The organism is Bacillus sp. BSL6 (assembly GCF_052928345.1).
Map to the genome: position 1 here is coordinate 421232 of NZ_JAVGCW010000003.1, position 25744 is coordinate 446975.

The window sequence follows — 25744 nt, forward strand, 5'->3', positions numbered from 1 at the left end:
CGATTAAGATGGAATTTAATTCGTTTTGCAGAATATAATAAGTCATAAATATTTTTAGTTGCATACGAAGATTTGTTCTTATATGATAGATAGTGAAAGCGTTATCAAAACAGAGTGGCGATGGGAAAGGCGGGTAAATATGTTCCAGCGTGTCCAAACAAAGGAAGAACATTTTTGGTTCGAGCAACTGTGGGGAGATTTTTGTGAAGAAAGAAACTTAATGTTTGTAGAACGTAATTTAAATCCATCACGATTTTTATTAATAGAAGATGAACATCATATCGGTACAGTAGAATGTATGAAGTATACGGTACCAGAGCAATCGAATTCTGAGTTTTTCTATCCGTTTTCTAAAAATGATTTAGTGAAAGATTTACAAAATGTATATGAAATCGGCAAGTTAAGTATCGCGAAAACGTCCCGTGGGAGAGGACACTTCAAAAGACTAACAGCTATTTTATTTGTGCATGCATTAGAAACGAAAGCAGAATGGTATATTGCGGCAGTTACAAAAAGAATGTATATGTATTTATTAACACTCGGTTTCCCAATTGAACCGATAGATAAGCCATTTCAATTTCATGATACTTTACAAGGTGTACCAGTACGAATTCATGCCCGAAAAGGGGCTACGCATTTGTATTCTTTAAAAGAATTTCGAGATGTAATTCAAGGAAATGCCCATGCACAGGCATTAATCGCAGAATACAGTAAGAATATTATGTTAACCAAATAAAACGAAATGAATATGTATAATAAAGAGAATGCGATTTTAAAATGAAATCATTCTTCATGAAAAAGACCCTTATTATTTTAATAAGGGTCTAAAAATTATAATCCAAATATACTAAAAATCATTTTACGGCGCTTCGGTTTCTTTTCACGTTCATATATTGGCTTTGTATCGGGAGTAATATAGATTGGTTCTTCTTTCTTGAGGGTAGCTTCTAGTTTTTGAATTCGCTCTAACATTTCCTCCATTTCACGGCGATGTTGTAAAAGTTGGTACGTAACAACATCATTTGCCTTATCTTGCATTTGTTCTTCCATTCGATCTAGTCTTCTCGTAATTGTGTTTAATTGAGCGGTTAATTGCTCAAAATCATGTGATGATATGTTTTGAACAATTGTATTTACTTGAGTTTTCAATTCTTCAACATCATTTGATGATGTTTTTTGAGTAGGGTGAGTGTTTTGGGACTTCTCTATTTGTGAAAGATGGTATTCTAACATTTGGTCTAAATCATCTTGTGTAAAAATAAAGTGACCATATTTATTTTTTTCTATAGTAAGATTTAATTGTTGTGCAATCCGGACAACAGCCTTTGGGCTAACACCTAATTTTTTTGCGATAAATGGTGTTTTATATTCCAAAATAATCCCTCCTATATATATCCTGTTGAATGATTTCGATCTATGAAGTAAGTTCCCTTCCAGTGTGACAAAAGAAGTGTGGAATCGGCAAAGAAAGTGTTTTTTCACGAAATGAAGCTAGGAAGAATATATCGTGAATATAAAAGTTTTTATCTTAAAATTTAGAATCATTTGACTGAGGGAAATGAATTAGATTATCATAATGATAAATATCTTTTTTATGTATGCATATAATATATAAAAAGGTGGTTGCTAATGTAGAATTTTGTTAGAGTATTAGAATGCTTACTTCACTTGAATAAAATTAAGTAGGAGGTGGCTTCCTTGCTTACAATGTAAGTAAGGAAAAGTATTTGGACATATATAGTATAAGTATAGTGATTGTTTTAATTGCCTTAACGGCATTTTTCGTTGCAGCAGAATTTGCAATTGTTAAAGTGCGAAGTTCAAGAATTGACTATTTAATTGCAGAAGGAAATAATCGCGCAACATCTGTCAAAACAGTCATTACAAACTTAGACGAATATTTATCTGCTTGTCAGCTAGGAATAACAGTTACAGCACTGGGAATTGGGTGGTTCGGTAAACCTGCGTTAAAGCAAATGTTTGACACATTTTTTGTGAATTTGAACATTTCTACTCAACTAGCAGATATTTTTGCTGTAATTTTAGTGTTTTTGTTTATTACATTTTTACATGTTGTAATAGGGGAATTGGCTCCAAAAACATTTGCGATTCAAAAAGCTGAACAGGTGAGTTTATTTGTTGCTAAACCGTTAACTTTCTTTTATCGTATGGCGTTTCCATTTATTTGGCTATTAAATGGATCAGCCCGAATAATTACGAAGTTGCTAGGGCTGAAACCACCGAAAGGGCACGATGAAGTTCATTCAGAAGAAGAATTACGGTTATTAGTTTCAGAAAGTTACAAAAATGGAGAGATTAATCAGTCTGAATATAAATATGTAAATAAAATCTTTGAATTTGATGATCGTATAGCAAAAGAGATAATGGTACCCCGAACTGAGATGCATATTATAAGTAAAGAAATGCCTGCTGAAGAAGCGTTGCAAAAAATGTCTCGGGAAAAATATACGAGATATCCAGTTGTTGATGGCGACAAAGATCACGTAATAGGCTTTGTGAATTTTAAAGATATTTTCACAGATTTTGTGCAGCATAATGCGGTTAGTAATAAGAAAGTAGAGCAATATATTAGGCCGATTATTTTAGTTATCGACTCCATCCCAATACACGACTTATTTTTAAAAATGCAAAAAGAAAGAACACATATTGCTATATTGATAGATGAATATGGTGGTACGTCTGGACTTGTTACTGTTGAAGACATTTTAGAAGAAATAGTTGGAGATATTCAAGATGAGTTTGATACAGATGAACAGCCAGAAATTCAACAAGTTAGTGAAACAAAAACAATACTAGAGGGAAAAGTACTTGTTAGTGAAGTAAATACGTTATTAGGTTTAACGATTGATGATAATGGTGTTGACACAATAGGTGGATGGATTTTAACGAAGAATATAGAAATTGCTGAAGAGGATTTCATTGAAATCGAAAATTATAAGTTTTGCGTAAAAGAATTAGATGGACACTATATAAAGAGACTAGAAGTTACAAAAACTGTAGAATCAATTGTTATTTTAGAAGATGAACAACAAATTTCATTACAAGAACAAATTAGTTCGTAGACTCTGCTAGATGGCAGAGTTTTTTTGAGCATAATGTTTTTGGCAGAATAAGGGCTATGTTACAATGACATAAGTCAGACCTTTCACTAGGTGAAGTATTGTTGTATACATATATTTGAAAGGAGAAGAATTATGAAAAAGCATTTATATATAAATGGAGATTGGAAGTCTGTAAATACGTATAAACCATTATATGCACCATATTCTGAAGAAACATTAGCGGAAATCGCGCAAGGAACGGAAGAAGATGTAAAAGAGGCTGTTATTGCTGCAAAAAGTGCAATGACAGAAATGAATGCGTTATCTGCATATGATCGTGCGACTATTTTAGAGAAAGTCGCACAAAAAATGGATGAAAGAAGAGAAGAATTTGCAGAGATTATTGCAAAAGAGGCTGCAAAACCAATACGTGCTGCAAGGGGAGAAGTAGATCGTACCGTTCAGACATACAAATTTGCAGCTGAAGAAGCGAAGCGTATATACGGTGAGACACTGCCACTTGATGCAGCACCTGGTGCAGATGGGCGCATTGCATACACAATACGAAAACCGATTGGGGTTATAGGGGCGATTACACCATTTAATTTTCCATTAAATTTAGTGGCACATAAAGTGGGCCCTGCAATTGCTGCTGGAAATACAGTTGTATTAAAACCAGCTGATCAAACGCCTCTATCATCTTATGCATTAGTTGAACTATTTGAAGAAGCAGGATTGCCAAAAGGGGCTTTAAATATTATTTCTGGTCCTGGTTCAACTGTAGGCGAAGCAATAGTTACAAATGATGATGTTGCTTCCATTACTTTTACAGGAAGTCCGAAAGTTGGAATTGGAATTAAGGCAAAGGCTGGGTTAAAGCGAGTTACGTTAGAGCTAGGATCAAATGCTGCAGTTATTATTGATGAAGATGTAGAATTAACAGATGAATTAATTGAACGTGTAAAATGGGGAGCATTTGTTAATAATGGACAAGTTTGTATTTCCGTACAACGCGTTTTTGTACATGAAGAGAGAATAGATGAATTTTTATCTAAGTTACAGAAAGCGATGGAAACAGTTGTTGTTGGTGATCCGCTGATGGAGGAAACGGATGTATCGGCTTTAATTTCGAAAAAAGATGTCGAGCGTATCGATAACTGGGTGCAAGAAGCAGTTAAAGAAGGAGCGAACGTTTTGTATGGTGGTAACAAACGTGATGAAAGGATTTTTGAACCAACTGTATTAACGAATGTTCCAGAGCATGTATCTGTACAGTGCCAAGAAGTATTCGGTCCACTTATGACAGTAAATACATTTAAAGAATTTGATGAGGCTATAGAGCAAGTAAATCATTCACGTTACGGTCTACAGGCAGGTGTATTTACAAATAATTTGTTTAAAGCTATGCGTGCAATTGATGAGCTTGAAGTTGGTGGTGTCATGATAAATGATATTCCAACGTTCAGAGTAGACCATATGCCTTACGGGGGTGTGAAAGAAAGTGGTACGGGGCGTGAAGGAATTAAATATGCAATCGAAGAAATGACAGAAATGAAATTAGTGTGTATTAAAAAATAAAGGAACTAGAACTTAAACATCGCAAAAAAACGAGTAGGAAATGTTTACGATTCCATACTCGTTTTTTTTGTTTATTTGGCGTTTCTTAGAATGATTTCATTTAATCAAGTGTACCTTTTACTTCATTTCTTGTTTGAAAATAGCATCTTCTACATAAATTTGTTCTTTGTCGACAGCAGTGCTATGAGATAATACTAAACCGATTGGTGTTTCTGTACCTTTATTTTGAACAATTGTAAAAGGAACATTTTTTTCGTTCGCTAATTTAATGTATTTTGATAAATGTGGGTAAGCAATGCCACCATTTAGGAATATTTGTAATGATTGAGAAGAGCGCATGCTACTAGCTACTTCAGAATATACATTACTTTGCATTACTTGACCGATAGTTAAAGCGATTTCTACACGCTCACGTAATGTAGTTAAATACATATTACGTTCTTCTGGTTTGTTTTGCTTTTGGCCGTAAATGCCTTCTTGGAGATAATCTTCCACATTTTTATTTACCATATTTTTCACACCTTTCCTTTTCTATTGTACGAAAGAATGAAGCAGGATGCAAAAAAAGTCGCATCAAATATAAAAAATTTGAATGAAAGGAAGGAAAATGGAATGTAACAATCTAAACAATTAATAATGTTATAAAAATTTTATCAACACATATTAACAAAATGTGACAATAATCTATTAACGAATCATGTTTTTTGTGTTAATATTCAAAATATAAAGGGTGTTCGTCGCATGGAAATGGAGGAATGGAGGTTTTTCCAATCGATAAGGATATTAAAGAAGTATTTTGTTCGCACTTGAAAAACAACAGGCACCAATTCGTTGAGAACTGGAAAAACAAAATGATAATTTCCGATAAAGATCCATTTAGACTAGAAGCAGTTCAAAATGGAGAGGATTTATTAGAGTTTATTATTGAACTTACTATGGAAGAAAAAGATATAAATTATCTTCAGCCATTATGCGAGAAAATTGCTATTGAACGTGCAGGAGCAGATGCGAATATAGGTGATTTTGTTTATAATGCAAATGTAGGAAGAAATGAGCTTTTCGAAGCGATGTGTGAATTAGATGTTAGTGCACGTGAATTGAAACCAATTATGGCCCAAATACATACTTGTTTTGACAAATTAATTTATTACACTGTTTTAAAATACTCGGAAATTATATCAAGAAATTTAGAGGAAAAACAGCAATATATTAACGAAACACATAAGGAAAGGCTGACGATTTTAGGGCAAATGTCAGCTAGTTTTGTACATGAATTTCGTAATCCGCTTACTTCCATTATGGGGTTTGTCAAATTATTAAAGGCAGACCATCCTAGTTTATCGTATTTAGATATTATTTCTCATGAATTAGACCAATTAAATTTTCGCATTTCGCAATTTTTACTCGTATCGAAAAAAGAAATGTGGACTGAATCTGAACGGTTTTGGCTAAATGATTTGTTTCAAGACATTATACAGTTCTTATATCCAAGTTTGGTCAATGCAAATGTTTCTATTGAAAAGAATTTGCCATATCCAATTCCGCTTACTGGTTATCGGAGTGAAGTGAGACAAGTATTTTTAAATATATTAATGAACTCAATTGACGCTCTTGAATCAATGAAAGAAGAACGAAAAATTATCATTGATGTATTTGAAGAAGATCAATCGATTCGGATTGTAATAAAAAATAACGGGCCAATGATTCCAGCTGAAAATGTAGAAACGATTTTTGAACCATTTGTAACTACTAAAAAGTTAGGAACTGGTATTGGGTTATTTGTATGTAAACAAATTGTAGAAAAACATAATGGGTCCATCATGTGTCGTTCAGATAACGATTGGACAGAATTTCAAATTGCATTTCAAAAATAAACAGTCTACACCAAATGAATGGTGTAGACTATTTTAATTCGTAAGTATAACGGCTTCTAATTTAGGATCTTTCGTTGAATAACCTAAAATTGAAATTGTATAAATAATGTTCGGTTCGACTTTGAAATCCGGTATAGTTAGTAAGACACTTTGATGATCTGCGAGTGAAACTTCTATATCCGCTGTACCAGGGCTAACTTCTAAAAAATCTGTTATTTGTTTAAAGAGTACATTTTCAAATAAATGATCGCCAGCTTTTAAACTTACATTTACAACAGGGGTATCGGGAGAAAAGTGTGCAAAGCGTATTTTTGCTTGACCTGATGGTAAATGAGTATTATCGAGAATAGGTTGTAATTGTAGATGATGATCACTATTTATTGCAGCAAAAGTATAAGAGTGATTTCCCATTATCGGTACTAAAGCTGAAAAGATGGGAGTTTCACTTTCGACAGGAACAATATCTATTCGGTACTTACCTTGTACTAATGTTAAATAGGGACTAAATTGTTTAAATGAAATATTTTTAATAACCTTTTGTCCATTTACTAAAATGTCAACGGCAGGTGTACTTGAAGCAGAGTGAAAAAACCTTATATGTGATGGTAAAGTAGCTTCTTGTGAATCTCTTTTTTCATATGCCTGTACAAGTTTCGTAAGCGCATCATAATATTTCATATATAGTTCTACATATTTTTTCGGATTATGAAATTGATAGTATCGAGCGAGCTGTTCGTAACGTGCAGCTTCTTGTCCATATTTTTCGATTTCAGATTGAGACATGAACATTCCTCCTTTGTCATCATTAAAACTATATGCTTAGCAAGAAAGAGGTTATGCGAAAAAATTTGTTTTTTAAAGGAGAAAGGTTGAAAATTAATAGTAAGTATTTTTTTAGGATAAGTTAAGTTTAGGTGAACGAGAGTAATAATTTTCTTGAGGATACAACAATATATCATTCATATTGGCTGATAAAGTGTGTATTTTGAAATGAATAATGTAAGAGTATAACACGTGATATTTCGAAACCATGTCCCAAATCCTTAGAAAACTAGGGATTTTTTTAATTATAGGCAAATACACATACAAAGTGATAATTGTCCTACATAAATTATAAAGGAAAGGTAGTTTGAATTTGAGGAAAGGAATGAAATCTTGGGATGGGGATATCCCGCAAGGAATTGTGAATGGAGTTATGGACGGTTTTGTGCTTTATACTGTAGGATGAATTGTGATTTTGTAATACTATTGTTTCTATTTATGTTAGCAAGTGACGGTATTAACTGATAAAAGAGCGTCGTGCCGAACTGATTAATGTGGTTAATCGGTTCTTTTTTTATTGTATAAAACGGATGGAGTTGTATGTGAAATATTGATTTCTTTAAAATAATTGCTATACATTTAGTAGGATTAATTGTCGAGATTTGTTTAAAAATATGCAATATAAAGTAGGAGAACAGGAAGGAGTTTAAAGGGAGTTTCGTCGAAGTTTACACAATGTCGGCATTTGAGGGAAGCTGACATTATGTTAGAAAAACATTTAGTGAAGCGTTAATTTTGTATAAGGGAGGGTTATTTGAGCGTATAGATAAGGGTTGGTCTTTGAGTTAAGTTCTGAATTTTCTGTTTTTAAAATTGGTATTTAGCACTCATTTGTATATTTTATAATAGTTTTTTGATAAATTCACTGCTTTCGCAGAGGGTTCTTTTTTATGAAAGAAACGTCAATTTTCTTCATATATATATACAAATTGGAGAAATGGGGGAGCGCTATGCGCGATTACTTAATTAAACCACTTGTTGGTCAGCCGTATCCAATGATTTCACATGGAAAAGGTGTCTATTTGTATGATCAAAACGGAAATAAATATTTTGATGGCTCGTCAGGAGCAATTACGGCAGGTATTGGGCATGGCGTAAAGGAGATTGCGGACGTTATCAAAAAGCAAGCTGAGGAGATTGCTTTCGTTTATAGATCACAGTTTACGAGTGAACCAGCTGAAAAATTAGCTAAGAAATTAAGCGATTTAAGTGTAGGAGATTTGAACTGGAGCTTTTTTGTAAATAGTGGTACGGAAGCAAATGAAACAGCTATGAAAATTGCAATTCAGCATTTTCAAGAGCGGGGTATTCAAGGGAAGCATAAAATATTGTCACGATGGATGAGTTATCACGGTATTACGATGGGAGCCTTATCAATGTCTGGGCATCCACTGCGTAGACAACGTTTCGTGTCAATTTTAGAAGATTATCCAACTATTCCAGCTCCATATTGTTTTAGATGTCCGGTACAAAAGGTATATCCAACTTGTCAGCTTGCTTGTGCGACTGAACTAGAAAGATCAATTGAAAGGATTGGAGCAGAACATATTGCGGCTTTTATTGCTGAACCGATTATTGGAGCAGCTGGAGGTGCAGTCGTTCCGCCGAAAGAATATTATAAAGTTATTAAAGACATTTGTAGTCATTACGATATTTTATTTATTGCTGATGAAGTAATGACTGGGCTTGGTCGTACTGGCGCATGGTTTGCGATGGAGCATTGGGGGGTAGAACCGGATATTATGACCCTTGGTAAAGGGTTAGGAGCTGGATACACACCGATGGCAGCGACGGTTGTAAGTGACCGTGTAATGGAGCCGATTTTACGGGGAACACGTTCTGTTATGAGTGGGCATACGTTAAGTGCAAATCCATTATCTGCAGCAACAGCTTTAGCTGTTATTGAATATATGGAGAAACATAATCTACCTGAAAAAACAGCAGAAAAGGGAGAGTATTTAATAAAGGGATTACAGAAAGTTCAGCAACAATCGACAATCATTGCTGATGTGCGTGGAAAAGGATTGCTGATTGGAGTAGAATTGCAACCGTTTACAAAGGCGTCGGAACTTATTTCAGTTGCAGCTAAAAATGGTCTTCTTTTATATCAAGCTGTTTCAGGGCAAGCAGGAAAAGAAGATAGCGCACTGCTTGTGGCACCGCCAATGACAACTACATATTCCGAGTTAGATGAATTACTTTCAATTTTTGCAAAAAGTGTAGAAGAAATGATGCAAAAAGGAGGGCATAGTATCGCATGACAACTATTACAAATACATTCGATAAATTAAAAGAGATAGAGGAAGTAATTTCTTTGTTTCACGATGATATGACATTAATGTTTGGAGGATTTGGAGGGATTGGATCCCCTCCTTCTTTAATACAGGCGATTTTAGAAAAAGGAGTTACAAATTTAAATTTAATAGGAAATGATACAGGATTTCCTGATGTAGGAATCGGTCGTCTCGTTACGAATGAAAGAGTAAAATCATTAATTACTTCTCATATCGGTTCAAACCCAAATGCAGGAAGACAGCTAAACGAAGGAAGATTACAAATTGAGTTTTCTCCTCAAGGAACATTAGCAGAGCGTATTCGCGCTGGTGGTGTAGGACTTGGTGGCGTATTAGTTGATGTAGGTGTTGATACAATTGTAGAAGAAGGAAAACGTACTGTTGAAATGAATGGTAAGACATATTTAGTTGAAACAGCATTAACTGCTGAGGTTGCGATTGTATATGCGAAAAAAGCGGATCCATTTGGTAACCTTGTGTTTGATAAGAGCGCTCGTAACATGAACCCTCACGTTGCTATGGCCGGGGATATAACGATTGTAGAAGCAGAAGAAATTGTTCCACTTGGAAGTTTAGATCCAGAAGAAATTGTTGTCCCAGGAGTATTTGTAAATTATATCGTACCGTCGGAAGGAGTGAATTGGAAATGGGTATGGGCGTAGAAGTGAGAGATAAAATTGCTAGACGTGCAGCGAAAGAAATACAAAATGGCATGATTGTAAATTTAGGTATTGGTATACCATCGCTTGTACCAAACCATTTGCCTGATGATATAAACGTTATGTTTCATGCGGAAAACGGAATTGTAGGTATGGGCCCTACACCAAGCAAAGGAAATGAAGACGAAAATTTATGTAACGCAGCAGGTTTGCCAACTTCTCTTATTACAGGAGCAAGTTATTTTGATAGTTGCACAGCGTTTGGGATGATTCGAAAAGGTTTACTAGATATAACGATTCTTGGTTCATTACAAGTAAGCGAGAATGGTGATTTAGCAAACTGGATTGTTCCAGGGAAACGTGTTCCAGGTATTGGAGGAGCAATGGATTTAGCTCAAAAAGCGAAGCGGGTCGTTGTTGTGATGAATCATGTCGATAAATACGGAAATGCAAAAATTGTTTCGGAGTGTACATTACCATTAACTTCAAAAAAATGTGTAGATTTAATTATTACGGATATGGCAGTAATGGAAGTAACGGAGAGTGGACTTATTTTGCAAGAATTGATGAGCCCTTACACAGTGGAAGATATAAAGCAACATACAGAAGCAAATTTTAAAATTGGCTCTAACTTACTAGTAATTGAATGAGGGGAGATGTAATATATGGAGCAATTAAAAAAACAAATTTGTGATTATATTGAGAGTCAAGAAGAAGAGAGCGTAAAATTTTTAAAACGATTAATTCAAGAAAAGAGCGTATCTGGTGATGAAAGTGGTGCACAGGCAATTGTGATTGAAAAATTGCGCGAGTTAGGTTTAGATCTTGATATTTGGGAACCTTCATTTTCTAAAATGAAAGATCATCCTTATTTTGTATCACCACGTACAAGTTTTTCGGATAGCCCGAACATTGTGGCAACCCTTAAAGGAAACGGCGACGGGAAATCTATGATATTAAATGGACATATTGATGTTGTACCAGAAGGAGATGTGGACCAGTGGGACCATCATCCTTATAGTGGTGAGAGAATAGGAAATCGTATATACGGCCGTGGAACAACGGATATGAAAGGCGGCAATGTCGCGCTAATGCTTGCGATGGAAGCAATTATTGAATCTCGTATTGAATTAAAAGGAGATATTTATTTTCAAAGTGTAATAGAAGAAGAAAGCGGCGGAGCAGGAACATTAGCTACGATATTACGAGGATATAAAGCAGATGGTGTCATTATTCCAGAGCCGACAAATATGAAGTTTTTCCCGAAACAACAAGGATCCATGTGGTTTCGTCTACATGTGAAAGGGAAAGCTGCACACGGTGGAACGCGTTATGAAGGAGTAAGTGCAATTGAAAAAAGTATGTTTGTTGTAGATCATTTGAGAAAGCTGGAAGAGAAGAGAAATGACCGAATTACAGACCCATTATTTAAAGGAATCCCGATTCCAATTCCAATTAATATTGGAAAAATTGAAGGCGGGAGCTGGCCAAGTTCTGTTCCCGATTCGTTAATTTTAGAAGGAAGATGCGGTATTGCGCCGAATGAGACTATAGAGGCAGCAAAAGAAGAGTTTGAGAATTGGATTACGGAATTAAAGGATGTGGACAATTGGTTTGTTGAAAATCCTGTAGAAGTAGAATGGTTTGGAGCAAGATGGGTTCCAGGTGAACTGGAAGAAAATCATGAGTTAATGACAACGCTCGAGCATAACTTTGTTGAAATCGAAGGGAACAAACCGATTATTGAAGCATCTCCGTGGGGGACTGATGGAGGCTTATTTACACAAATCGCAGGTGTACCAACGATAGTATTTGGCCCAGGAGAAACGAAAGTAGCGCATTATCCAAACGAATATATAGAAGTTGATAAAATGATAGCTGCCGCAAAAATTATTGCATGCACATTACTAGATTGGTGTGAGGTGAAAAAATGAAATACTATGAATCTTTTAGAGAACAGACGAATGGCTATACAGTAGAAGGTGTTTTGGACTATTTTAATAAACGTATTCGAGTAGACCACTACACAGGAAATGTTGAGAGGATTATCCAAACAATTGATGAATTAGCAGAGAAACATTCTTTCACTAAATGTATTGTTAAAGGAAAGGGAGAGCATGTTTCCACATGGCTCTCTTTCGGTTTTTTATTAGAAGCAACATTACCACATTATTTTCAAGGTCACGATGCATACTTTTTCGTGAAATTTAATAATGATGAAAGACGAAATAGTATTCATTGGGCTGAGGAAGATACCATTTTAAGCGGTGTAAAAGCAAAAGAAGTAAAGGAAAAAATAGTTCCGGAAAAATTCCTATTAAGAAAAGCGACAGAAGAGGACGCAGAAGAATTAGCGGCTGTCTTTGGAGAAGTATTTGAAGTGTATCCGACTCCTTTAAACGAAGCGAGTTATGTAAAACAAACGATGAAAGAAGACGATACAATTTACTATGTGTATGAATTCGAGGGGAAAATAATTAGTACAGCGTCTGCAGAAATGAATATAAAAGAAGGAAATGCAGAATTAACGAATTGTGCTACTTTACCTGCATATCGTAAACATGGGTTTATGAAAAGTTTATTAATTAAGTTAGAAGAAGAACTTCAAGAGAAATCGATTTTCTGTTCTTATACAATTGCTCGATCGCTTTCTTTCGGAATGAATGCAGCCTTTTATCAGTTAGGCTATACGTATACAGGAAGATTGGCGAACAATTGCTACATTTTCGATAAGCTAGAAGATATGAATATATGGGTAAAAGATTTGTCTAAATAGTACGTTATAAAAATAGAACGGAAACGTCATGCTTATAATCGCACATAGGTATGCCGGAAATTCGGCATAGTATTTGCTGAATTTTCGGCAAGAGGGGGGATGACATTGCTAGCAGTTTCGACACAAGAAGTCATTGAAGCGATTTTGGGCAGTATTGATGAGGCTATACACGCAGTAGATGAAAATGGTATTACAATTTTCTATAATACTGTAGCTGCAAAACACGATGGATCAAAAATTGAAAAAGTGTTAGGTAAACATTTGTTAGAAGCGTTCCCTTCTTTATCTAGGGAAACAAGTACGTTGATGAAAGTGTTAGATACAAAAAAACCAATCGTTCATCAAGTGCAGCATTATCAAAATTTAAATGGAGAAGACATTTGCACAGTAAATACGACGTTACCTATTCTTATAGATGGAAACATTGCTGGTGCTGTTGAAATTGCAAAGGATTATTCCACAGTTCAAAAACTTACGGATACAATAGTCGATTTGCAGTCGAAAATAAAGCGGTCATCTAGAAAAAAAGCGATCAAAAAGCATGTTGCATTTGAGACAATCGTGACGAATGACGCTCGGTTTAAACAGACGAAAGAATTAGCACAAAAAGTTGCTCCAACTGATGCGAATGTTTTAATATATGGGGAAACAGGAACAGGGAAAGAGTTATTTGTACAAGCGATTCATGAAGCTTCTAAAAGGAAAAACAAGCCGTTTATTGCACAAAACTGCGCAGCTTTGCCAGAGTCTCTATTAGAAAGTTTATTGTTTGGAACGACGAAGGGTAGTTATACTGGGGCAATTGAACGAGCGGGATTATTTGAACTTGTAGATGGAGGGACATTGTTTTTAGATGAACTGAATTCAATGCCACTCGATTTACAAGCGAAAATGCTACGTGTATTAGAAGATGGTGTTATTCGTCGTATTGGTGATAATAAGACGAGAAAAGTAGATGTTCGCGTTATTACCGCAATGAATCAGCCACCAGAAATATGTTTAAAAGAGAATAAAATTCGCACTGATTTATACTATCGATTAAATGTCTTTTCATTATATATTCCGCCGCTCCGTGAAAGAACGGAGGATGTATTATTGTTAGCGTCTTATTTTTTGAAAGAATATAATAAAAGTTATAAAAAAGGTGTACTTCAAATGGATAAGGAAGCGAAAGAAAGACTACAAGCTTACCAATGGCCTGGAAATGTTCGGGAGTTAAAACATACGATTGAACATGCTGTCATTATTGCAGAAGGGAATACATTAACAGCCAATTGTTTACCGCGTACATTTCGGAAAGAGAGTTTTCCAAAGAAGAAGGGCATATTGCCTCTTAGAGAAGCACTTCATCAAACGGAAAAAAAATTAATAGATCAAGCGTTAATTGAAACGGAAGGGAATATACTACAAGCTGCAAAAATGTTAGGCATCCCTCGTCAAACGCTTCAATATAAACTGAGTAAGTACGACAAAACCGCCGAATAATTGGCGGTTTTTGTGTGTTTGCACGAATAAAAGAGCGTTTACATATATGTAAAGTAATGAATATGATAGTATGTATGAATTTCATACAGTGCTTTAAAAATTTTTTTCGCTTATGTAATAGGGTTCTCCGCACATTTACTTATCAATAAAGTAAAGTTGGCATAACTATTGCTTATATAAAGGATGAGCGTATAAAAAGGGGGAATAGCAATGTTACATGATGTATACAAACCAAATCGTCACTGGAAGGATATCGAATTATGGAAAGATGTTACTGAAGAGCAATGGAATGATTGGGTTTGGCAATTAACGAATACGATCAAAACGTTAGATGACTTAAAGAAAGTGATTAACTTAACACCTGATGAAGAAGAGGGCGTTAAAATTTCAACGAAAACGATCCCGTTAAATATTACACCGTACTATGCTTGGTTAATGAATCCTGATGACCCACGCTGTCCGATTCGGATGCAATCTGTACCGATCTCGGAAGAGTTATATAAAACAAAATATGATTTAGAAGATCCGCTTCATGAAGATGAAGATTCTCCAGTTCCAGGGTTAACACATCGTTATCCTGACCGCGTACTATTCTTAGTAACGAATCAATGTTCTATGTATTGTCGTTACTGTACACGCCGCCGTTTTAGTGGACAAATTGGAATGGGTGTGCCGAAGAAACAATTAGATGATGCAATTGCTTACATTCGTGAAACACCACAAGTACGAGATGTATTAATCTCTGGTGGTGATGGTCTTCTTATTAACGATAAAATTTTAGAATATGTATTAAAAAATTTACGAGAGATTCCGCATGTTGAGATTATTCGTATCGGAACGAGAGCGCCGGTAGTATTCCCGCAGCGTATTACAGAAAACTTATGTAACATTATTAAAAAATATCATCCAGTATGGTTAAATACACATTTCAATACATCTATTGAAATTACTGAAGAATCGAAAAAAGCATGTGAAATGTTAGCAAATGCTGGTGTTCCAGTCGGAAACCAAGCAGTAATTTTAGCTGGTATTAACGACAGCGTTCCAATTATGAAAAAACTAATGCATGACTTAGTAAAAATCCGTGTACGTCCATACTACATTTATCAATGTGACTTATCTGAAGGTATTGGCCATTTCCGTGCACCAGTTTCTAAAGGTCTTGAAATTATTGAAGGTTTACGCGGACATACGTCTGGTTATGCAGTACCAACATTCGTTGTTGATGCACCAGGAGGAGGCGGTAAAATTGCGCTTCAGCCAAACTATTTAATCTCGCAAAGTGCAGATAAAGTTGTACTTCGTAACTTTGAAGGTGTTATTACAACGTATCCAGAGCCAGAAAGCTACATTCCAGGAAGAGCAGAAGGATACTTTAAAGAAATCTATCCAAACTACGAAGAAAAACGTTCAGATGTTGGTATCGCGGGTCTTATGAGCGATAAGAAATTTAATCTTGTTCCAGACGATTTACAGCGTATGAACCGTCGTAAAGACTATGAGGATAATGAAACACATGCAACATTAAAAGATAAACGTGATAAGCGCGACCAATTGAAAGATAAAAAATATCAAGCACAAATGGCTAAATTAGAAGAAAACGACAAAAAAACTGAGGGTGATGCAGTATGAATTGTATGTGGTGTGACAGTACAGAAGCAAAAGAAAGCTTAAATACTGTATATTGGGAATTGCCAGATGGTACGAAAGCCATTGAAATCCAAGAGACACCATGCATTTCTTGTTCCTCATGTGGTATGGACTATCAATCAGATCAAACAGTGAAAGAAATAGAAGATCAATTGTTTCTAATTTATACGAAAGACTTACCAAAACAACTAACATATGAAGAATTAATGGGAAGACCACGTCTATTAAAAAGAAATTATTTCGACTTTTAACCAGCTTTTATGCTGGTTTTTTTCTTTTTTGCCTTGTATAATGTACCCAAGCTAGAAAGGTAGGGAATATTTTTGAAAAAGACATTTTACCACTATATGATGAAGCATCGTGCAGCTTTATTTAGTAATGAAATATCGAATTTAGCAGAGGCAATGTATGATGATTTAAGTTTTCCGAAGCAATCTGAAGATTACGATGAAATTAGTTCATACTTAGAGCTAAGTGGAATGCTAGAAAGTATGTCTATATTTGATGAAGCGTGGGATTTATACATACAAGATAGATAAAACTATAAGAACTTTTTTTTGACGAGAAGCTAGTCTATTTGCTAGCTTTTTTTTACGTTGTAAATAAATTTTCATATGGTGATATTTTTTATTGAAAAAATTTATGAATATACGCTTCTGTGATAAGCGTTTTTATGTAGGTTGCATATACTGTTATCAAAATCACGACGTCAAAAAAAGGAGAGATATAGATGGCAAGGAAAAAGCAACCTAAATATAACGTAGGGGACATAGTCGTGATTACGCTATATGGAACCGTTGGTAAAATCACAAATATGAAGGTTTTAGATGGAGTTTACGTATACGAAGTCAATAATCACGATGGATTTTACGTAGAGCAAACATTGCAGCACGTTACAGAGCAAGATATGAAAAAAGGTGAAACTGAGTGGATTGAATTAAACTATAATTTCACATTTGGTGATCTCGTGCAAGTAACAGGATACGATAAAGATGTGTTTCGAATTGTTGGTTTTCGTACAGAAGTATGGAGATATAAAAATGACGCATGGGAAGATACAATATATGAACTGTCACGAATTACGGATGGTGAATGGTTAGAAGCGGATGAGTCAGATTTAACGTTACTTGCCAATGCTCAAACGGCAAATGCAATTTTGAAGAAAATGAAACAAGATAAAGCAGGTATGAATAAATTAGATTTAGGAAAATTAAAGTCAATTAACAACTCGAAAAAAGTGAGTGTTAAGACAAATCGTCAAGAAATCATTGATGGATTACTTGATATTTATAACGATTATCAATTGTTATTTGATACATTTAAAGATGAAGAATACAAAATTGTTATGGATGTTGTTCATAATTATTTAGTTAAATTGACAGAGAAAAAATAGTTAACTAGAAAGAGAGAATGAATTGAACAACAACATATGCAGTATAAGGTATGCCTACAATTATTAAAAAAATAAAAAGCCATTTAATAAGAGAGTCTGCCCATTGATCTTCATGCATGAACTCTTCTTTTGTTTGTCCTACTTCTTGCTTTACCTCGTATTGATATTCCATAATTATATCCCCCTTTTTGATAGCTTGTACTACCATCGTATGCACCTTGTCCAAAGGATATGACCTATAAAAAAGAAAAACTATTTTTCTAATCTCATATACATATTTTTGAGATTTTTTCATAAAACAGAAATAAAGGAGTGATGCTCATGAAGGAAATTGAAGTCGTAATTGATACGGAAGAGATTGCGGAGTTTTTTTATGAGCAACTAATTGAAAGAGGATACGTCCCAAAACGAGAAGAAATTGAAGATCTCGCAGATATTACATTCGAGTATTTATTAGAGAAATGTATGATTGATGAAGTGTTTGATGAAGAGGATGAGTGAAAGTAACGACGGGCTTAACTCGTCGTTTTTTACTCTTTACAAACTTGTCACAAATGTAGCCAGCAATACTTGGTATAATTAAAAGAAAATTTTACTCAAGAGGTGAAGGGATGTTCAAAAAAATTATTGATTCTTTATTAGGAAGGAAAAAATATCGTTCGTATTCTAGTAGTGATTATCGCCATAGAGGTCGCTCTTATTCAAGTAGCGATTATAAACGACGTTCATCTGGTTATGGGCATCATCATTATAAAAGAAAACGTAAAAGCCGTAGCTTCTTTTCAAGTAGCTGATGAAATGGCGTCGTATACTAGCTTTATTTGATAGACCACTGCGAAAAAATACAATTGTTGTAGAACGTTATAAAATTGAATCAGTAATTGGAATGGGTAGTTATGGGGTTACATATGTCGTTAATGATTTACAAATAAATAGATATAAAGTCTTAAAACAATTAAGACAAAGTAAACAAAGATATGAGTCTGGTAGAAAATCATTTGAACAAGAGAAAATGATTTTACAAACATTAAATCATCATGCAATTCCTAGTTTATATGATCATTTCGTATGGGAGAAAAAAAGCTTTTTTGTGATGGAATATATGCCTGGTAAAAATTTTGAAGATTATATTTTCTTAGATGGACATGTATATACAGAACGTGAAGTTTTAAAAATTTTATATGAAATATTAGAAATTGTATCAGTGTTTCATAGTAAAGGTATTATTCACCGAGATTTACGCATTCCAAACATATTAATGAAAGAAAACCAAATTAGTATTATTGATTTTGGGTTGGCGAAATTGAAAGGTGAGGGTGATGAACGAGCTACAACGTATGAAGGTGAACAAGCTTTGATGCGAGAAGTTCACTTTCGTAGCGATTTTTATGCGCTTGGTCATTTCTCATTATTTTTATTATATGCAGGCTATGAATCTAATGAAAAATATGAAAAACCATGGTATGACGAATTAACTTTGGAAAATTACAACCGTGAAATGCTGATGCGTATGTTACAAATAAAAACGCCGTACTATGAGAATGTACGAGATTTAAAAAAAGATGTAGCTTTTGCTTTAGAAAGGATGGAGGATCCATGTTTCAAAAGTTTTTAGCAAGCGTTGGTATCGGTAATGCAAAAGTAGATACAGTTCTTGAAAAAGATGAGTATATTGTAGGAGAAGAGATACTCGGGAAGGTTCACATAACTGGGGGTTCCGTTAGCCAACAGATTGAAAGCATTTACTTAACGTTATCAACATCGTATATTCGAGAAGTGGATGATAAAAAAATAACAACAACATATGATTTAGAGCGAGTTCGTTTAACAGAACCTTTTTCTGTTGAGCCGAATGAAAAAAGAGAAATTCCATTTTCATTTAAAATGCCAGTTGAAACACCGCTTACTCTTGGAATGAAAACAGTTTGGATACACACAGGCCTTGATATTAAACGTAGTATAGATCCAAGTGATCGTGATTACATTCAAGTATTGCCAAATGCACTATTAAATAGTGTGTTAGAGAGTGTCAATCAATTAGGCTTTAAAGCGCGTCATATTGAGTGTGAAGAATTACCGTATCGACTACGTAAGCAAGTTCCATTCGCACAAGAATTTGAGTTTGTTCCTGTTTCCGGACAGTATTATGGGAAATTAGATGAACTAGAATTGTTGATCTTGCCAAGTGCTTACGATCGCCTAGAGATTATTATGGAAGTAGACAGAAAATCTCGCGGATTAGCAGGTTTATTTGCAGAAGCACTTGATCTTGATGAGAAAGTGATTCGCTTTACAGTAACGAATGAAGATATTCCAACAATGAAAGAAACAATTAACAATTATATTTTTTAATAAACTATGCATAAAAAAGAAATGGAGAGGAAAACTAAAACAACCGCTCCATTTTTTTGCATAGTGAGGTTATGTATGTGAAACGATATCGACATTTATACTTGTTAAGTTTTACGCTACTCATTTGTTTTGTCGTATTATCACTTTCGTATCATACCGCTTGTATTGAGAGATTTGACAATATAGTCGCGCATTTTATTCAAAGTTTTCGAAACGACTACTTGACAGCCTACTTTACTTGGATGTCTTTTATCGGTTCCAAAAGAATATATTTTCCGTTACTCATCATTCTTGTAATGTATTTTCTCGTTAGAAAAAAATTGCTTAGTGCATTACTTCTAACAATTAATTATTATGGATCTCGTTATTTAAACAGTATGCTTAAACTATGGTACGAACGAGCAAGACCTGATGTAACACAACTTGTTACTGCAACTGGATATAGTTTTCCGAGCGGTCATACGATGAATGCTACTGCTTTTTTAGGATTTATTGCATACGTCACAATTACAGAAGAACGTATTACATTGCATAAAAAATTGTTGATTATTTTTATAGCGAGCTTTGTTGTATTATCTATTTCAGTTAGCCGAATATATCTTGGCGTTCACTATCCATCTGACATATTAGCAGGATGGGCAGCGGGCGGTAGCTGGCTCGTTTTATGTGTTATATTTCATAAAACGTTCATAAAAAAAGAACCTATGTCATAATAGGTTCTTTTTCCATTGGTTCAACATGAATGTGTGCATGATAAATGCCAAACTTTTTCCGAAGCATAGCCTCAATGTTGTCAGTAATACAATGACTTTCACCAACATCCATACGAGCATCTACTTCAATTGTAATATCAACGTACGTTTGATTCCCGTACATACGCGCTCTAATATCTACGATATTTTCCACGCCACCAATATGTTCAATAGCATCAGCGTACTCTTCCATCTTATCTGGATCGATTCCATCCGTTAGCATATGCGAAGCTTCTACGAAAATCTCCCATGCAGTTTTACAAATAATAAGGCCGACAATTAAAGCAGCGATAGGATCTAAAATAGGCATTTGGAACTGTGAACCGACAATGCCTACTACTGTACCAATACTTACGAGAGCATCTGATAAATTATCCTTTGCAGCGGCTTCTAATGACTTACTTTTTGTGCGTGCTGCAATCTTTTTCGTATACAAATACACACAGTACATAACGACAGCAGAAAATAAAGCTACCCATGCAGCAAGTACATTAGGTGCTGCTTGTTTTGGATTTAAAAAAGATTGAATGGCACTAATAACAACTTCTAATCCGACCGTTGCCATAATAAAAGAAGCAACAAGTGATGCAATTTGTTCTGCACGCGAATGCCCATATGGATGATCTGGATCACGAGGTTTCCGAGAGATTTTTAGACCAATTAATATCGCTAAAGAAGCACCGATATCCGTTAAGTTATTTAAACCGTCAGCACGTAATGCGCTAGAAAGGGTAATATAACTGATGATGATTTTCATAGAGGATAAAAATATGTAGGCCAAAATGCTGACAATAGCACCCTTATCAGCTTCTTTATTAGAAAGAGTATCCATTTTAATCACTCACCTTTCTACAAGGAATTTCTTTCTATAAATAGAGTATCAAACGAAAGTCGTGTGGGTCTATACAAACATTGTTGACGTTTTATAGCTTTTTAAGAAGCGGATAACAAAGTTTCGTGAAGGAAAAACATGTTGTAAAGTGCAAAGTTAGGGTATGCAAGCGATTTAGATCTATGTATAACCGGGAAAGGGGAAGGGAGTACAAATATGTATACTTCTGACAGCTGATTTGGAAAAAATAAAAACCCTCTAGAAAATATTTTTCAGAGGGTTTTCATCTTAGTATGCTTCTAAAAACTCAGTAACTTGCTCTTCAGTTTTTGCATTAGCACTATGTAAGTGGCCTAGTTTCTCGCCATTTTGATATACAAGTAAACTTGGAATACCCATTACTTGATACTCTTCAGCGATATTTGGGAACTCATCTTTATTAATAGAATACCATTCAAACTTATTGAACTCTTCCATTACATCTCCGATAAAGTTGTCCATACGTACACAATCTGGACACCATGTAGTAAAGAACTTAACAACTACTGGCTCCTCGCTTGCGATGATGTCTTTGAATTCCTGTTCAGATTTGATTTCTTTCATGTTAGTTTCTCCTTTTTCACTATCAATATTTTTGGTTATTTAGTTGGTGTATTTGCTGTGAAAGGAAAACTTATAACGAGAACCTTTCTTTTCGAAAAATTCGTTAGCAAATTGATCCACCGCAGTTTCTTGAAGTCCTGGTACATATGAGTAGATATCCAGTGTGATTCTACTTTTTATGTCCTAGTCTTATATGCACCTTAAATCCTAGTAACGAATATTAGGAACCTCACTTTTCTTTATAAGCTTTTTCGTGAGCTGTGTCAAACTTCTGAAATTGTAAGGCTACTATTTATTAGTAAGGTAAATTGTATGCATGATAGCCATTGCTATAAAGTTCTTTTCCCCATATATTTTTATGAGGTGTTGTGAGAGAAGAGATTAAGTGGCGTTAGCGGAGTTCCAGCAACAATTACACCTAAATAAAGTAATGCAGGTAAAAGAAGCAAGGCTAACAAGAAGGGAAATTGCGGCACTGTATAGAGTGAAAGAAAAACATGATATGGAGCGAGAAAGGAATCGTAAGAACATGTTAGGAAGTATTTAGCGGTAGAAGTCAGGGGGAATGTAGATGTGATAGAAAGACAGTATTACATTATTTTTTCAAAGGGGGTAACTAGGATGTTGAAATGGGTAAAGAAATTAATTTTTTAAAATGCCCACCCTGCATTGTTTGTGAGAAACAAGAAGGTGAGCTTTAATTAAACGAAATGAATGTAGTTTGTGAAAAATGTTCCTAAATTACGCATGAACAAGACATATAAAGAGATTCCTAAACCCTTTATATCTTATTCCATAAATAACAAAGCTGGTGAGCTTCTGATTCAAGAGCTATTACATGATCATTATTAATAGAGTTATTCGTATACATTTTGTTCTTTTGGATATTAAGGACCGTATAATTCACATTGTTATGTTCATTCGAAAATGTTGATTCGTTTAATAATGTTAATGTTGAGTTGATGTTATATTTATCAATTCGCTCTTTTTTTCCTTTGAAAAACAGTTTAATAAGATGTGGCTCATCATTAATGAGCAAACCAAGTTCAGGTGATGAGCGGACGATTAAATTATGTGATAACCAATGTGATTTACCTGGATCAAACCAAGAGACGTCTTTGTTTTTAATAAATTTTTTATACTGCTTTATAACATCAATGTAGTTTTGCTTTTTCTTCTGGTCAACAGTCTGTACTAATGTCTCAAAACAGTCAAAAGCTAGTTTGTTTTTATGGAATTTAATAACAGTTTCTCGTAATTGTTTCCAGTAATCAAAAACCGGGTGATATTCAGGTTGAGATTTAAGATTCTTTACAAAATTTGTTTTAGCTGCACTACTTTTCAGTGTAAAGTCTAAAAATTGTGTAAGTCCCACTTTAATTTCCGCCATGTTACACCCCCTTTCCGAACATTACTAATTCGATAGTGGAAAGGGAAATCCTGCATTTTTAAGGAGGTGAACGAGATGCTAGATGATGAAGAGTTGACGGAACAAGAACGGCTCTTTTGTTTGTATTATGTGAAATACTTTAAAGAGAAACAAGCTGTACGGAAAGTTAGGTATGTAAAGAGAAGCACGCATAGTACGAGTAGTCGATTACTTAGAAGAGAACGTATAGCATTTCAGGTCAGAGAGCTTAAAGCAAAAATGGTTGAAACTATATTTGGGGAAGTAATGAGTGGGTTAAATGAGTAAATCAAGATTGCTTTTACTAATACGAAAAAAGGTCCTGTTGTTTCCAACAGGACCTTTCCTAAAATGGCAAAGAGTAACTCTTACCTTACTCTTCTCGTATATAATACATGAAAAAGATAGATGTGTATACAACAAGAAATTCCAATATAATTATTCGAATATAGTGTTTAAAAATAAAAGGGTGGAATTTTAAATAAGGAATTAAATTACAAACGCTGATTTATCAGGTGATACAAATGAATTTCTATCAAATTGTAGTTAATAAAGTGATATTGAGATAATAAGATATGTAATTTTGCATACCGGATTGTAAAAGCGAACAAGGGTATAAATGATCTAAATAATACGGAAGTTGAGGGAGAGTAATACTAAAATTTCATTTGTTTTTTACTGTAATAAATTCATTTGAATAGAAGTGAAAAATAGAGGTTTGCCTTAGTCATTTATGAAAGTCAAGAATATTTATAACCATAGGAGTAAATACACAGGTCCGATTTTTGTAATGATGGAGGGAATTGATGTGGACATAACTCAAAGCATGGCAAGAATAGTAGTTAATGGGAAAGATCTTCCGTTTCGTTTAGTTAGTACTTCTGTATGGAATCAAGGGCCTGTAAATGATTTAATTGTTTCAACAAACGAAAGAGTCGAGGATTTTTATCAATTTATGTGGTCGCAAGTACCAGTAATGCTTGCGATGTATTTTCTTCAAGGGGCAGACTTAATGAGGTTTGCTAGAATTACTGGGATTAATCAAAATGTAACGGGAGAATATATTTATCATTTCTCTTGGGGATAAAATGAATGTAAAGTAGCGTAACAGCTGCTTTTTTAATTTGTAAAGGAATTTAATGAGGTTAAGAAAATAAGATTAGAGCGTGATATAGATAATTTGTGACTGTTTTTAAACTCATAAATATAATTAGTTGCTTCTTTTAACACAAGGGAGCGATTGATAGACTAGCTTAAAAAATAAGATTGTAACTATCTTTTAAAATAATAAATGGTAATTTTTATTTTTTTTGGATGAACTATTTTTATATAAAAATCATATAATATGTTGTGGGACAAGCAAACAGCTTATAAACTATTGAATACTCAATGAGATTACCTTTTGTATATCTTCGTATTTACTGATCCAGATGTTCTTTTTTATCGAACAAAACGCCCATTATGATAGGAGGTTAATAATGGGGATGACATTAGAGGAATTAGAAAAGTGTTATATTAAAGCCTTAATTGAGGGAGCAGAGTACGTAGCTGTTCAGATTGAAATAGATGGATTTCATAGTGAGGAAATAATTATTAACGACAAATATAATATAGATTCTGAATTAAAGTATTATAAGAAAACATACAATGAAAATTTAGAACATAGATGGACCCCAGGGATTCGTATTATAGGTTTTGCATATGGCTATTCGTTCTCAGAAATTCTACATGAATTAGGGTTGCTAGTGAAGTAATGATAAAACAAATCGCAATTATTGTACGTGATGCCGTGATTTTAATGGCGTCTTTTTTTGTTGTGAAGGAAAGGTAAAAATAAAAAAGAGGGCTTAAGCCCTCTTTTTATAAATGCCTAACTTTTATGCACAGATTGGAATTCCTAATGCTATTAAAGTCAATGCTACTTGAAGAGAAAGTTCTAATCTAGCAATTTCGATTCCAGCAACTGATACCACTAAAAGAGGTTGTCCATTAACAAACAAAACACAACTTTCCATATTTACACCTCCCTTCTAGTAATCTACTACAATATATGAATTAAATTTAAATAACGTTATAGTTAAATTAATGAATTTTATAAAATTGATAAATTAATCTATCATATAAAATGAATTTTTATTGGTCTAACAACTGCTTCTTTATCACCTTATATAAAGGGTATGAATATATTAGTAGTATATAAAAGC

General features: G+C 34.3%; 31 protein-coding genes and 1 pseudogene. 23 read left to right on the forward strand and 9 right to left on the reverse strand.

The genetic code is table 11. From position 1 onward, the window contains the following. Positions 1 to 139: 139 nt before the first annotated feature. Entirely contained in the window at positions 140 to 736 is a 597-nt protein-coding gene (locus RCJ96_RS13130) for a hypothetical protein (RefSeq protein ID WP_270795150.1), read from the forward strand. Between the two features lie 95 nt (positions 737 to 831). On the opposite strand, the gene racA is transcribed toward RCJ96_RS13130, so the two are convergent. Next, positions 832 to 1374 (reverse strand): chromosome-anchoring protein RacA, encoded by a 543-nt coding sequence (gene racA, locus RCJ96_RS13135; protein WP_000456007.1) that lies wholly within the window; start codon positions 1372 to 1374, stop codon positions 832 to 834. A 353-nt stretch (positions 1375 to 1727) separates the two neighbouring features. On the opposite strand from racA, the gene RCJ96_RS13140 reads away from it, so the two are divergent. Together RCJ96_RS13140 and RCJ96_RS13145 are read left to right on the forward strand one after the other, a co-directional pair. After that, positions 1728 to 3083: a hemolysin family protein gene (locus tag RCJ96_RS13140; RefSeq protein WP_048556973.1), complete on the forward strand. Its 1356-nt coding sequence runs from the start codon at positions 1728 to 1730 to the stop codon at positions 3081 to 3083. 132 nt (positions 3084 to 3215) lie between these two features. Continuing rightward, on the forward strand, positions 3216 to 4640 hold the full coding sequence (locus tag RCJ96_RS13145) for an aldehyde dehydrogenase family protein (RefSeq protein WP_074610384.1): 1425 nt from the start codon (positions 3216 to 3218) through the stop codon (positions 4638 to 4640). A gap of 117 nt (positions 4641 to 4757) precedes the next feature. Here RCJ96_RS13145 and RCJ96_RS13150 read toward each other — a convergent pair whose 3' ends face one another. After that, complete coding sequence (locus RCJ96_RS13150) at positions 4758 to 5150, reverse strand: YueI family protein (protein WP_000247572.1); 393 nt, start codon at positions 5148 to 5150, stop codon at positions 4758 to 4760. Positions 5151 to 5395: 245 nt separating this feature from the next. Between RCJ96_RS13150 and RCJ96_RS13155 the strand changes: the two genes are divergently transcribed. Next, complete coding sequence (locus tag RCJ96_RS13155; protein WP_000451748.1) at positions 5396 to 6514, forward strand: BA2291 family sporulation histidine kinase; 1119 nt, start codon at positions 5396 to 5398, stop codon at positions 6512 to 6514. Positions 6515 to 6547: 33 nt separating this feature from the next. Here the strand turns inward: RCJ96_RS13155 and RCJ96_RS13160 are convergent, their stop codons facing one another. After that, the gene (locus RCJ96_RS13160) at positions 6548 to 7297 is read right to left on the reverse strand and encodes a DUF4397 domain-containing protein (protein WP_074610385.1); all 750 of its coding nucleotides are present in this window, start codon (positions 7295 to 7297) and stop codon (positions 6548 to 6550) included. Between the two features lie 989 nt (positions 7298 to 8286). On the opposite strand from RCJ96_RS13160, the gene RCJ96_RS13165 reads away from it, so the two are divergent. The 10 genes from RCJ96_RS13165 to RCJ96_RS13210 all read left to right on the forward strand — a co-directional run bounded on the left by RCJ96_RS13165 (position 8287) and on the right by RCJ96_RS13210 (position 17593). Next, positions 8287 to 9597, forward strand: a complete 1311-nt coding sequence (locus RCJ96_RS13165) for an aspartate aminotransferase family protein (RefSeq protein ID WP_074610387.1) — start codon at positions 8287 to 8289, stop codon at positions 9595 to 9597. Further along, positions 9594 to 10292 (forward strand): acetate CoA-transferase subunit alpha, encoded by a 699-nt coding sequence (gene atoD / locus RCJ96_RS13170; protein ID WP_000208097.1) that lies wholly within the window; start codon positions 9594 to 9596, stop codon positions 10290 to 10292. Before RCJ96_RS13165 ends, atoD begins: the two co-directional genes overlap by 4 nt. Continuing rightward, the gene (locus RCJ96_RS13175) at positions 10277 to 10939 is read left to right on the forward strand and encodes a CoA transferase subunit B (protein ID WP_074610390.1); all 663 of its coding nucleotides are present in this window, start codon (positions 10277 to 10279) and stop codon (positions 10937 to 10939) included. The genes atoD and RCJ96_RS13175 overlap by 16 nt, the downstream gene beginning before the upstream one ends. Before the next feature lie 15 nt (positions 10940 to 10954). Beyond that, complete coding sequence (locus tag RCJ96_RS13180; RefSeq protein ID WP_074610392.1) at positions 10955 to 12223, forward strand: peptidase; 1269 nt, start codon at positions 10955 to 10957, stop codon at positions 12221 to 12223. Continuing rightward, positions 12220 to 13065, forward strand: a complete 846-nt coding sequence (ablB, locus tag RCJ96_RS13185; RefSeq protein WP_000878620.1) for a putative beta-lysine N-acetyltransferase — start codon at positions 12220 to 12222, stop codon at positions 13063 to 13065. The genes RCJ96_RS13180 and ablB overlap by 4 nt, the downstream gene beginning before the upstream one ends. A 99-nt stretch (positions 13066 to 13164) precedes the next feature. Then, positions 13165 to 14550 carry an arginine utilization transcriptional regulator RocR gene (rocR, locus tag RCJ96_RS13190; RefSeq protein ID WP_074610394.1) on the forward strand — a complete coding sequence of 462 codons (1386 nt, stop codon included), beginning with the start codon at positions 13165 to 13167 and terminating at the stop codon, positions 14548 to 14550. A 210-nt stretch (positions 14551 to 14760) separates the two neighbouring features. Next, positions 14761 to 16182, forward strand: a complete 1422-nt coding sequence (gene kamA / locus RCJ96_RS13195) for a lysine 2,3-aminomutase (RefSeq protein WP_000902136.1) — start codon at positions 14761 to 14763, stop codon at positions 16180 to 16182. Next, positions 16179 to 16451 (forward strand): YokU family protein, encoded by a 273-nt coding sequence (locus RCJ96_RS13200; protein ID WP_000995764.1) that lies wholly within the window; start codon positions 16179 to 16181, stop codon positions 16449 to 16451. The genes kamA and RCJ96_RS13200 overlap by 4 nt, the downstream gene beginning before the upstream one ends. Before the next feature lie 72 nt (positions 16452 to 16523). Then, positions 16524 to 16739 (forward strand): YozE family protein, encoded by a 216-nt coding sequence (locus RCJ96_RS13205; RefSeq protein ID WP_000750724.1) that lies wholly within the window; start codon positions 16524 to 16526, stop codon positions 16737 to 16739. Positions 16740 to 16930: 191 nt separating this feature from the next. Then, the gene (locus tag RCJ96_RS13210) at positions 16931 to 17593 is read left to right on the forward strand and encodes a hypothetical protein (RefSeq protein WP_000101501.1); all 663 of its coding nucleotides are present in this window, start codon (positions 16931 to 16933) and stop codon (positions 17591 to 17593) included. Between the two features lie 4 nt (positions 17594 to 17597). Here the strand turns inward: RCJ96_RS13210 and RCJ96_RS13215 are convergent, their stop codons facing one another. Continuing rightward, positions 17598 to 17765, reverse strand: coding sequence for a DUF3930 family protein (locus tag RCJ96_RS13215; protein WP_000456537.1), 168 nt, complete (start codon positions 17763 to 17765; stop codon positions 17598 to 17600). 149 nt (positions 17766 to 17914) lie between these two features. Here RCJ96_RS13215 and RCJ96_RS13220 point away from each other — a divergent pair, with 149 nt between their 5' ends. The 5 genes from RCJ96_RS13220 (at position 17915) to RCJ96_RS13240 (ending at position 20658) form a co-directional block, all read left to right on the forward strand. Next, positions 17915 to 18094, forward strand: a complete 180-nt coding sequence (locus tag RCJ96_RS13220; RefSeq protein ID WP_000658451.1) for a YozD family protein — start codon at positions 17915 to 17917, stop codon at positions 18092 to 18094. A 110-nt stretch (positions 18095 to 18204) separates the two neighbouring features. Beyond that, entirely contained in the window at positions 18205 to 18387 is a 183-nt protein-coding gene (locus RCJ96_RS13225; protein ID WP_029438161.1) for a hypothetical protein, read from the forward strand. Continuing rightward, positions 18387 to 19208 carry a serine/threonine protein kinase gene (locus RCJ96_RS13230; protein ID WP_044790680.1) on the forward strand — a complete coding sequence of 274 codons (822 nt, stop codon included), beginning with the start codon at positions 18387 to 18389 and terminating at the stop codon, positions 19206 to 19208. Before RCJ96_RS13225 ends, RCJ96_RS13230 begins: the two co-directional genes overlap by 1 nt. Continuing rightward, a complete protein-coding gene (locus tag RCJ96_RS13235) occupies positions 19190 to 19945 on the forward strand; it encodes a sporulation protein (RefSeq protein WP_000486596.1) in 756 nt (251 codons plus the stop codon). Before RCJ96_RS13230 ends, RCJ96_RS13235 begins: the two co-directional genes overlap by 19 nt. A gap of 77 nt (positions 19946 to 20022) precedes the next feature. Then, a complete protein-coding gene (locus RCJ96_RS13240) occupies positions 20023 to 20658 on the forward strand; it encodes a phosphatase PAP2 family protein (RefSeq protein ID WP_139302906.1) in 636 nt (211 codons plus the stop codon). Here the strand turns inward: RCJ96_RS13240 and RCJ96_RS13245 are convergent. From RCJ96_RS13245 to RCJ96_RS13255, 3 genes and pseudogenes are all read right to left on the reverse strand, one after another. Further along, a complete protein-coding gene (locus RCJ96_RS13245; RefSeq protein WP_000380396.1) occupies positions 20648 to 21529 on the reverse strand; it encodes a cation diffusion facilitator family transporter in 882 nt (293 codons plus the stop codon). The two genes, RCJ96_RS13240 and RCJ96_RS13245, sit on opposite strands and share 11 nt — an antisense overlap. 288 nt (positions 21530 to 21817) lie before the next feature. Further along, on the reverse strand, positions 21818 to 22159 hold the full coding sequence (locus RCJ96_RS13250) for a thioredoxin family protein (protein ID WP_255256062.1): 342 nt from the start codon (positions 22157 to 22159) through the stop codon (positions 21818 to 21820). 12 nt (positions 22160 to 22171) lie between these two features. Further along, positions 22172 to 22408, reverse strand: a pseudogene (locus RCJ96_RS13255) (hypothetical protein); the annotation flags it as partial. Between the two features lie 109 nt (positions 22409 to 22517). Between RCJ96_RS13255 and RCJ96_RS13260 the strand changes: the two are divergent. Next, a complete protein-coding gene (locus RCJ96_RS13260) occupies positions 22518 to 22679 on the forward strand; it encodes a hypothetical protein (RefSeq protein ID WP_001972344.1) in 162 nt (53 codons plus the stop codon). Positions 22680 to 22913: 234 nt separating this feature from the next. Here the strand turns inward: RCJ96_RS13260 and RCJ96_RS13265 are convergent, their stop codons facing one another. Continuing rightward, positions 22914 to 23522, reverse strand: coding sequence for a hypothetical protein (locus RCJ96_RS13265; protein ID WP_000807973.1), 609 nt, complete (start codon positions 23520 to 23522; stop codon positions 22914 to 22916). A 75-nt stretch (positions 23523 to 23597) separates the two neighbouring features. On the opposite strand from RCJ96_RS13265, the gene RCJ96_RS13270 reads away from it, so the two are divergent. From RCJ96_RS13270 to RCJ96_RS13280, 3 genes are all read left to right on the forward strand, one after another. Continuing rightward, the gene (locus tag RCJ96_RS13270; protein WP_074610396.1) at positions 23598 to 23828 is read left to right on the forward strand and encodes a terminase small subunit; all 231 of its coding nucleotides are present in this window, start codon (positions 23598 to 23600) and stop codon (positions 23826 to 23828) included. A 445-nt stretch (positions 23829 to 24273) separates the two neighbouring features. After that, complete coding sequence (locus tag RCJ96_RS13275) at positions 24274 to 24627, forward strand: hypothetical protein (RefSeq protein WP_033670822.1); 354 nt, start codon at positions 24274 to 24276, stop codon at positions 24625 to 24627. A gap of 391 nt (positions 24628 to 25018) precedes the next feature. Beyond that, positions 25019 to 25294, forward strand: a complete 276-nt coding sequence (locus RCJ96_RS13280) for a hypothetical protein (RefSeq protein ID WP_080493769.1) — start codon at positions 25019 to 25021, stop codon at positions 25292 to 25294. 123 nt (positions 25295 to 25417) lie between these two features. Here RCJ96_RS13280 and RCJ96_RS13285 read toward each other — a convergent pair whose 3' ends face one another. After that, positions 25418 to 25555, reverse strand: coding sequence for a DUF3956 family protein (locus tag RCJ96_RS13285; RefSeq protein WP_000443219.1), 138 nt, complete (start codon positions 25553 to 25555; stop codon positions 25418 to 25420). Between the last annotated feature and the right edge of the window lie 189 nt (positions 25556 to 25744).

What these genes read in the sequence shown, in the direction of transcription:
- RCJ96_RS13130 (WP_270795150.1), top strand. Translation starts at nt 140, where the DNA reads ATGTTCCAGCGTGTCCAAACAAAGGAAGAACATTTTTGGTTCGAGCAA.
- RCJ96_RS13145 (WP_074610384.1), top strand. Translation starts at nt 3,216, where the DNA reads ATGAAAAAGCATTTATATATAAATGGAGATTGGAAGTCTGTAAATACG.
- RCJ96_RS13150 (WP_000247572.1), bottom strand. Translation starts at nt 5,150, where the DNA reads ATGGTAAATAAAAATGTGGAAGATTATCTCCAAGAAGGCATTTACGGC.
- RCJ96_RS13155 (WP_000451748.1), top strand. Translation starts at nt 5,396, where the DNA reads ATGGAGGTTTTTCCAATCGATAAGGATATTAAAGAAGTATTTTGTTCG.
- RCJ96_RS13160 (WP_074610385.1), bottom strand. Translation starts at nt 7,297, where the DNA reads ATGTCTCAATCTGAAATCGAAAAATATGGACAAGAAGCTGCACGTTAC.
- RCJ96_RS13165 (WP_074610387.1), top strand. Translation starts at nt 8,287, where the DNA reads ATGCGCGATTACTTAATTAAACCACTTGTTGGTCAGCCGTATCCAATG.
- atoD (WP_000208097.1), top strand. Translation starts at nt 9,594, where the DNA reads ATGACAACTATTACAAATACATTCGATAAATTAAAAGAGATAGAGGAA.
- RCJ96_RS13175 (WP_074610390.1), top strand. Translation starts at nt 10,277, where the DNA reads ATGGGTATGGGCGTAGAAGTGAGAGATAAAATTGCTAGACGTGCAGCG.
- RCJ96_RS13180 (WP_074610392.1), top strand. Translation starts at nt 10,955, where the DNA reads ATGGAGCAATTAAAAAAACAAATTTGTGATTATATTGAGAGTCAAGAA.
- ablB (WP_000878620.1), top strand. Translation starts at nt 12,220, where the DNA reads ATGAAATACTATGAATCTTTTAGAGAACAGACGAATGGCTATACAGTA.
- rocR (WP_074610394.1), top strand. Translation starts at nt 13,165, where the DNA reads ATGACATTGCTAGCAGTTTCGACACAAGAAGTCATTGAAGCGATTTTG.
- kamA (WP_000902136.1), top strand. Translation starts at nt 14,761, where the DNA reads ATGTTACATGATGTATACAAACCAAATCGTCACTGGAAGGATATCGAA.
- RCJ96_RS13200 (WP_000995764.1), top strand. Translation starts at nt 16,179, where the DNA reads ATGAATTGTATGTGGTGTGACAGTACAGAAGCAAAAGAAAGCTTAAAT.
- RCJ96_RS13210 (WP_000101501.1), top strand. Translation starts at nt 16,931, where the DNA reads ATGGCAAGGAAAAAGCAACCTAAATATAACGTAGGGGACATAGTCGTG.
- RCJ96_RS13215 (WP_000456537.1), bottom strand. Translation starts at nt 17,765, where the DNA reads ATGGAATATCAATACGAGGTAAAGCAAGAAGTAGGACAAACAAAAGAA.
- RCJ96_RS13220 (WP_000658451.1), top strand. Translation starts at nt 17,915, where the DNA reads ATGAAGGAAATTGAAGTCGTAATTGATACGGAAGAGATTGCGGAGTTT.
- RCJ96_RS13225 (WP_029438161.1), top strand. Translation starts at nt 18,205, where the DNA reads ATGTTCAAAAAAATTATTGATTCTTTATTAGGAAGGAAAAAATATCGT.
- RCJ96_RS13230 (WP_044790680.1), top strand. Translation starts at nt 18,387, where the DNA reads ATGAAATGGCGTCGTATACTAGCTTTATTTGATAGACCACTGCGAAAA.
- RCJ96_RS13235 (WP_000486596.1), top strand. Translation starts at nt 19,190, where the DNA reads ATGTTTCAAAAGTTTTTAGCAAGCGTTGGTATCGGTAATGCAAAAGTA.
- RCJ96_RS13245 (WP_000380396.1), bottom strand. Translation starts at nt 21,529, where the DNA reads ATGGATACTCTTTCTAATAAAGAAGCTGATAAGGGTGCTATTGTCAGC.
- RCJ96_RS13265 (WP_000807973.1), bottom strand. Translation starts at nt 23,522, where the DNA reads ATGGCGGAAATTAAAGTGGGACTTACACAATTTTTAGACTTTACACTG.
- RCJ96_RS13270 (WP_074610396.1), top strand. Translation starts at nt 23,598, where the DNA reads ATGCTAGATGATGAAGAGTTGACGGAACAAGAACGGCTCTTTTGTTTG.
- RCJ96_RS13275 (WP_033670822.1), top strand. Translation starts at nt 24,274, where the DNA reads ATGAAAGTCAAGAATATTTATAACCATAGGAGTAAATACACAGGTCCG.
- RCJ96_RS13280 (WP_080493769.1), top strand. Translation starts at nt 25,019, where the DNA reads ATGGGGATGACATTAGAGGAATTAGAAAAGTGTTATATTAAAGCCTTA.
- RCJ96_RS13285 (WP_000443219.1), bottom strand. Translation starts at nt 25,555, where the DNA reads ATGGAAAGTTGTGTTTTGTTTGTTAATGGACAACCTCTTTTAGTGGTA.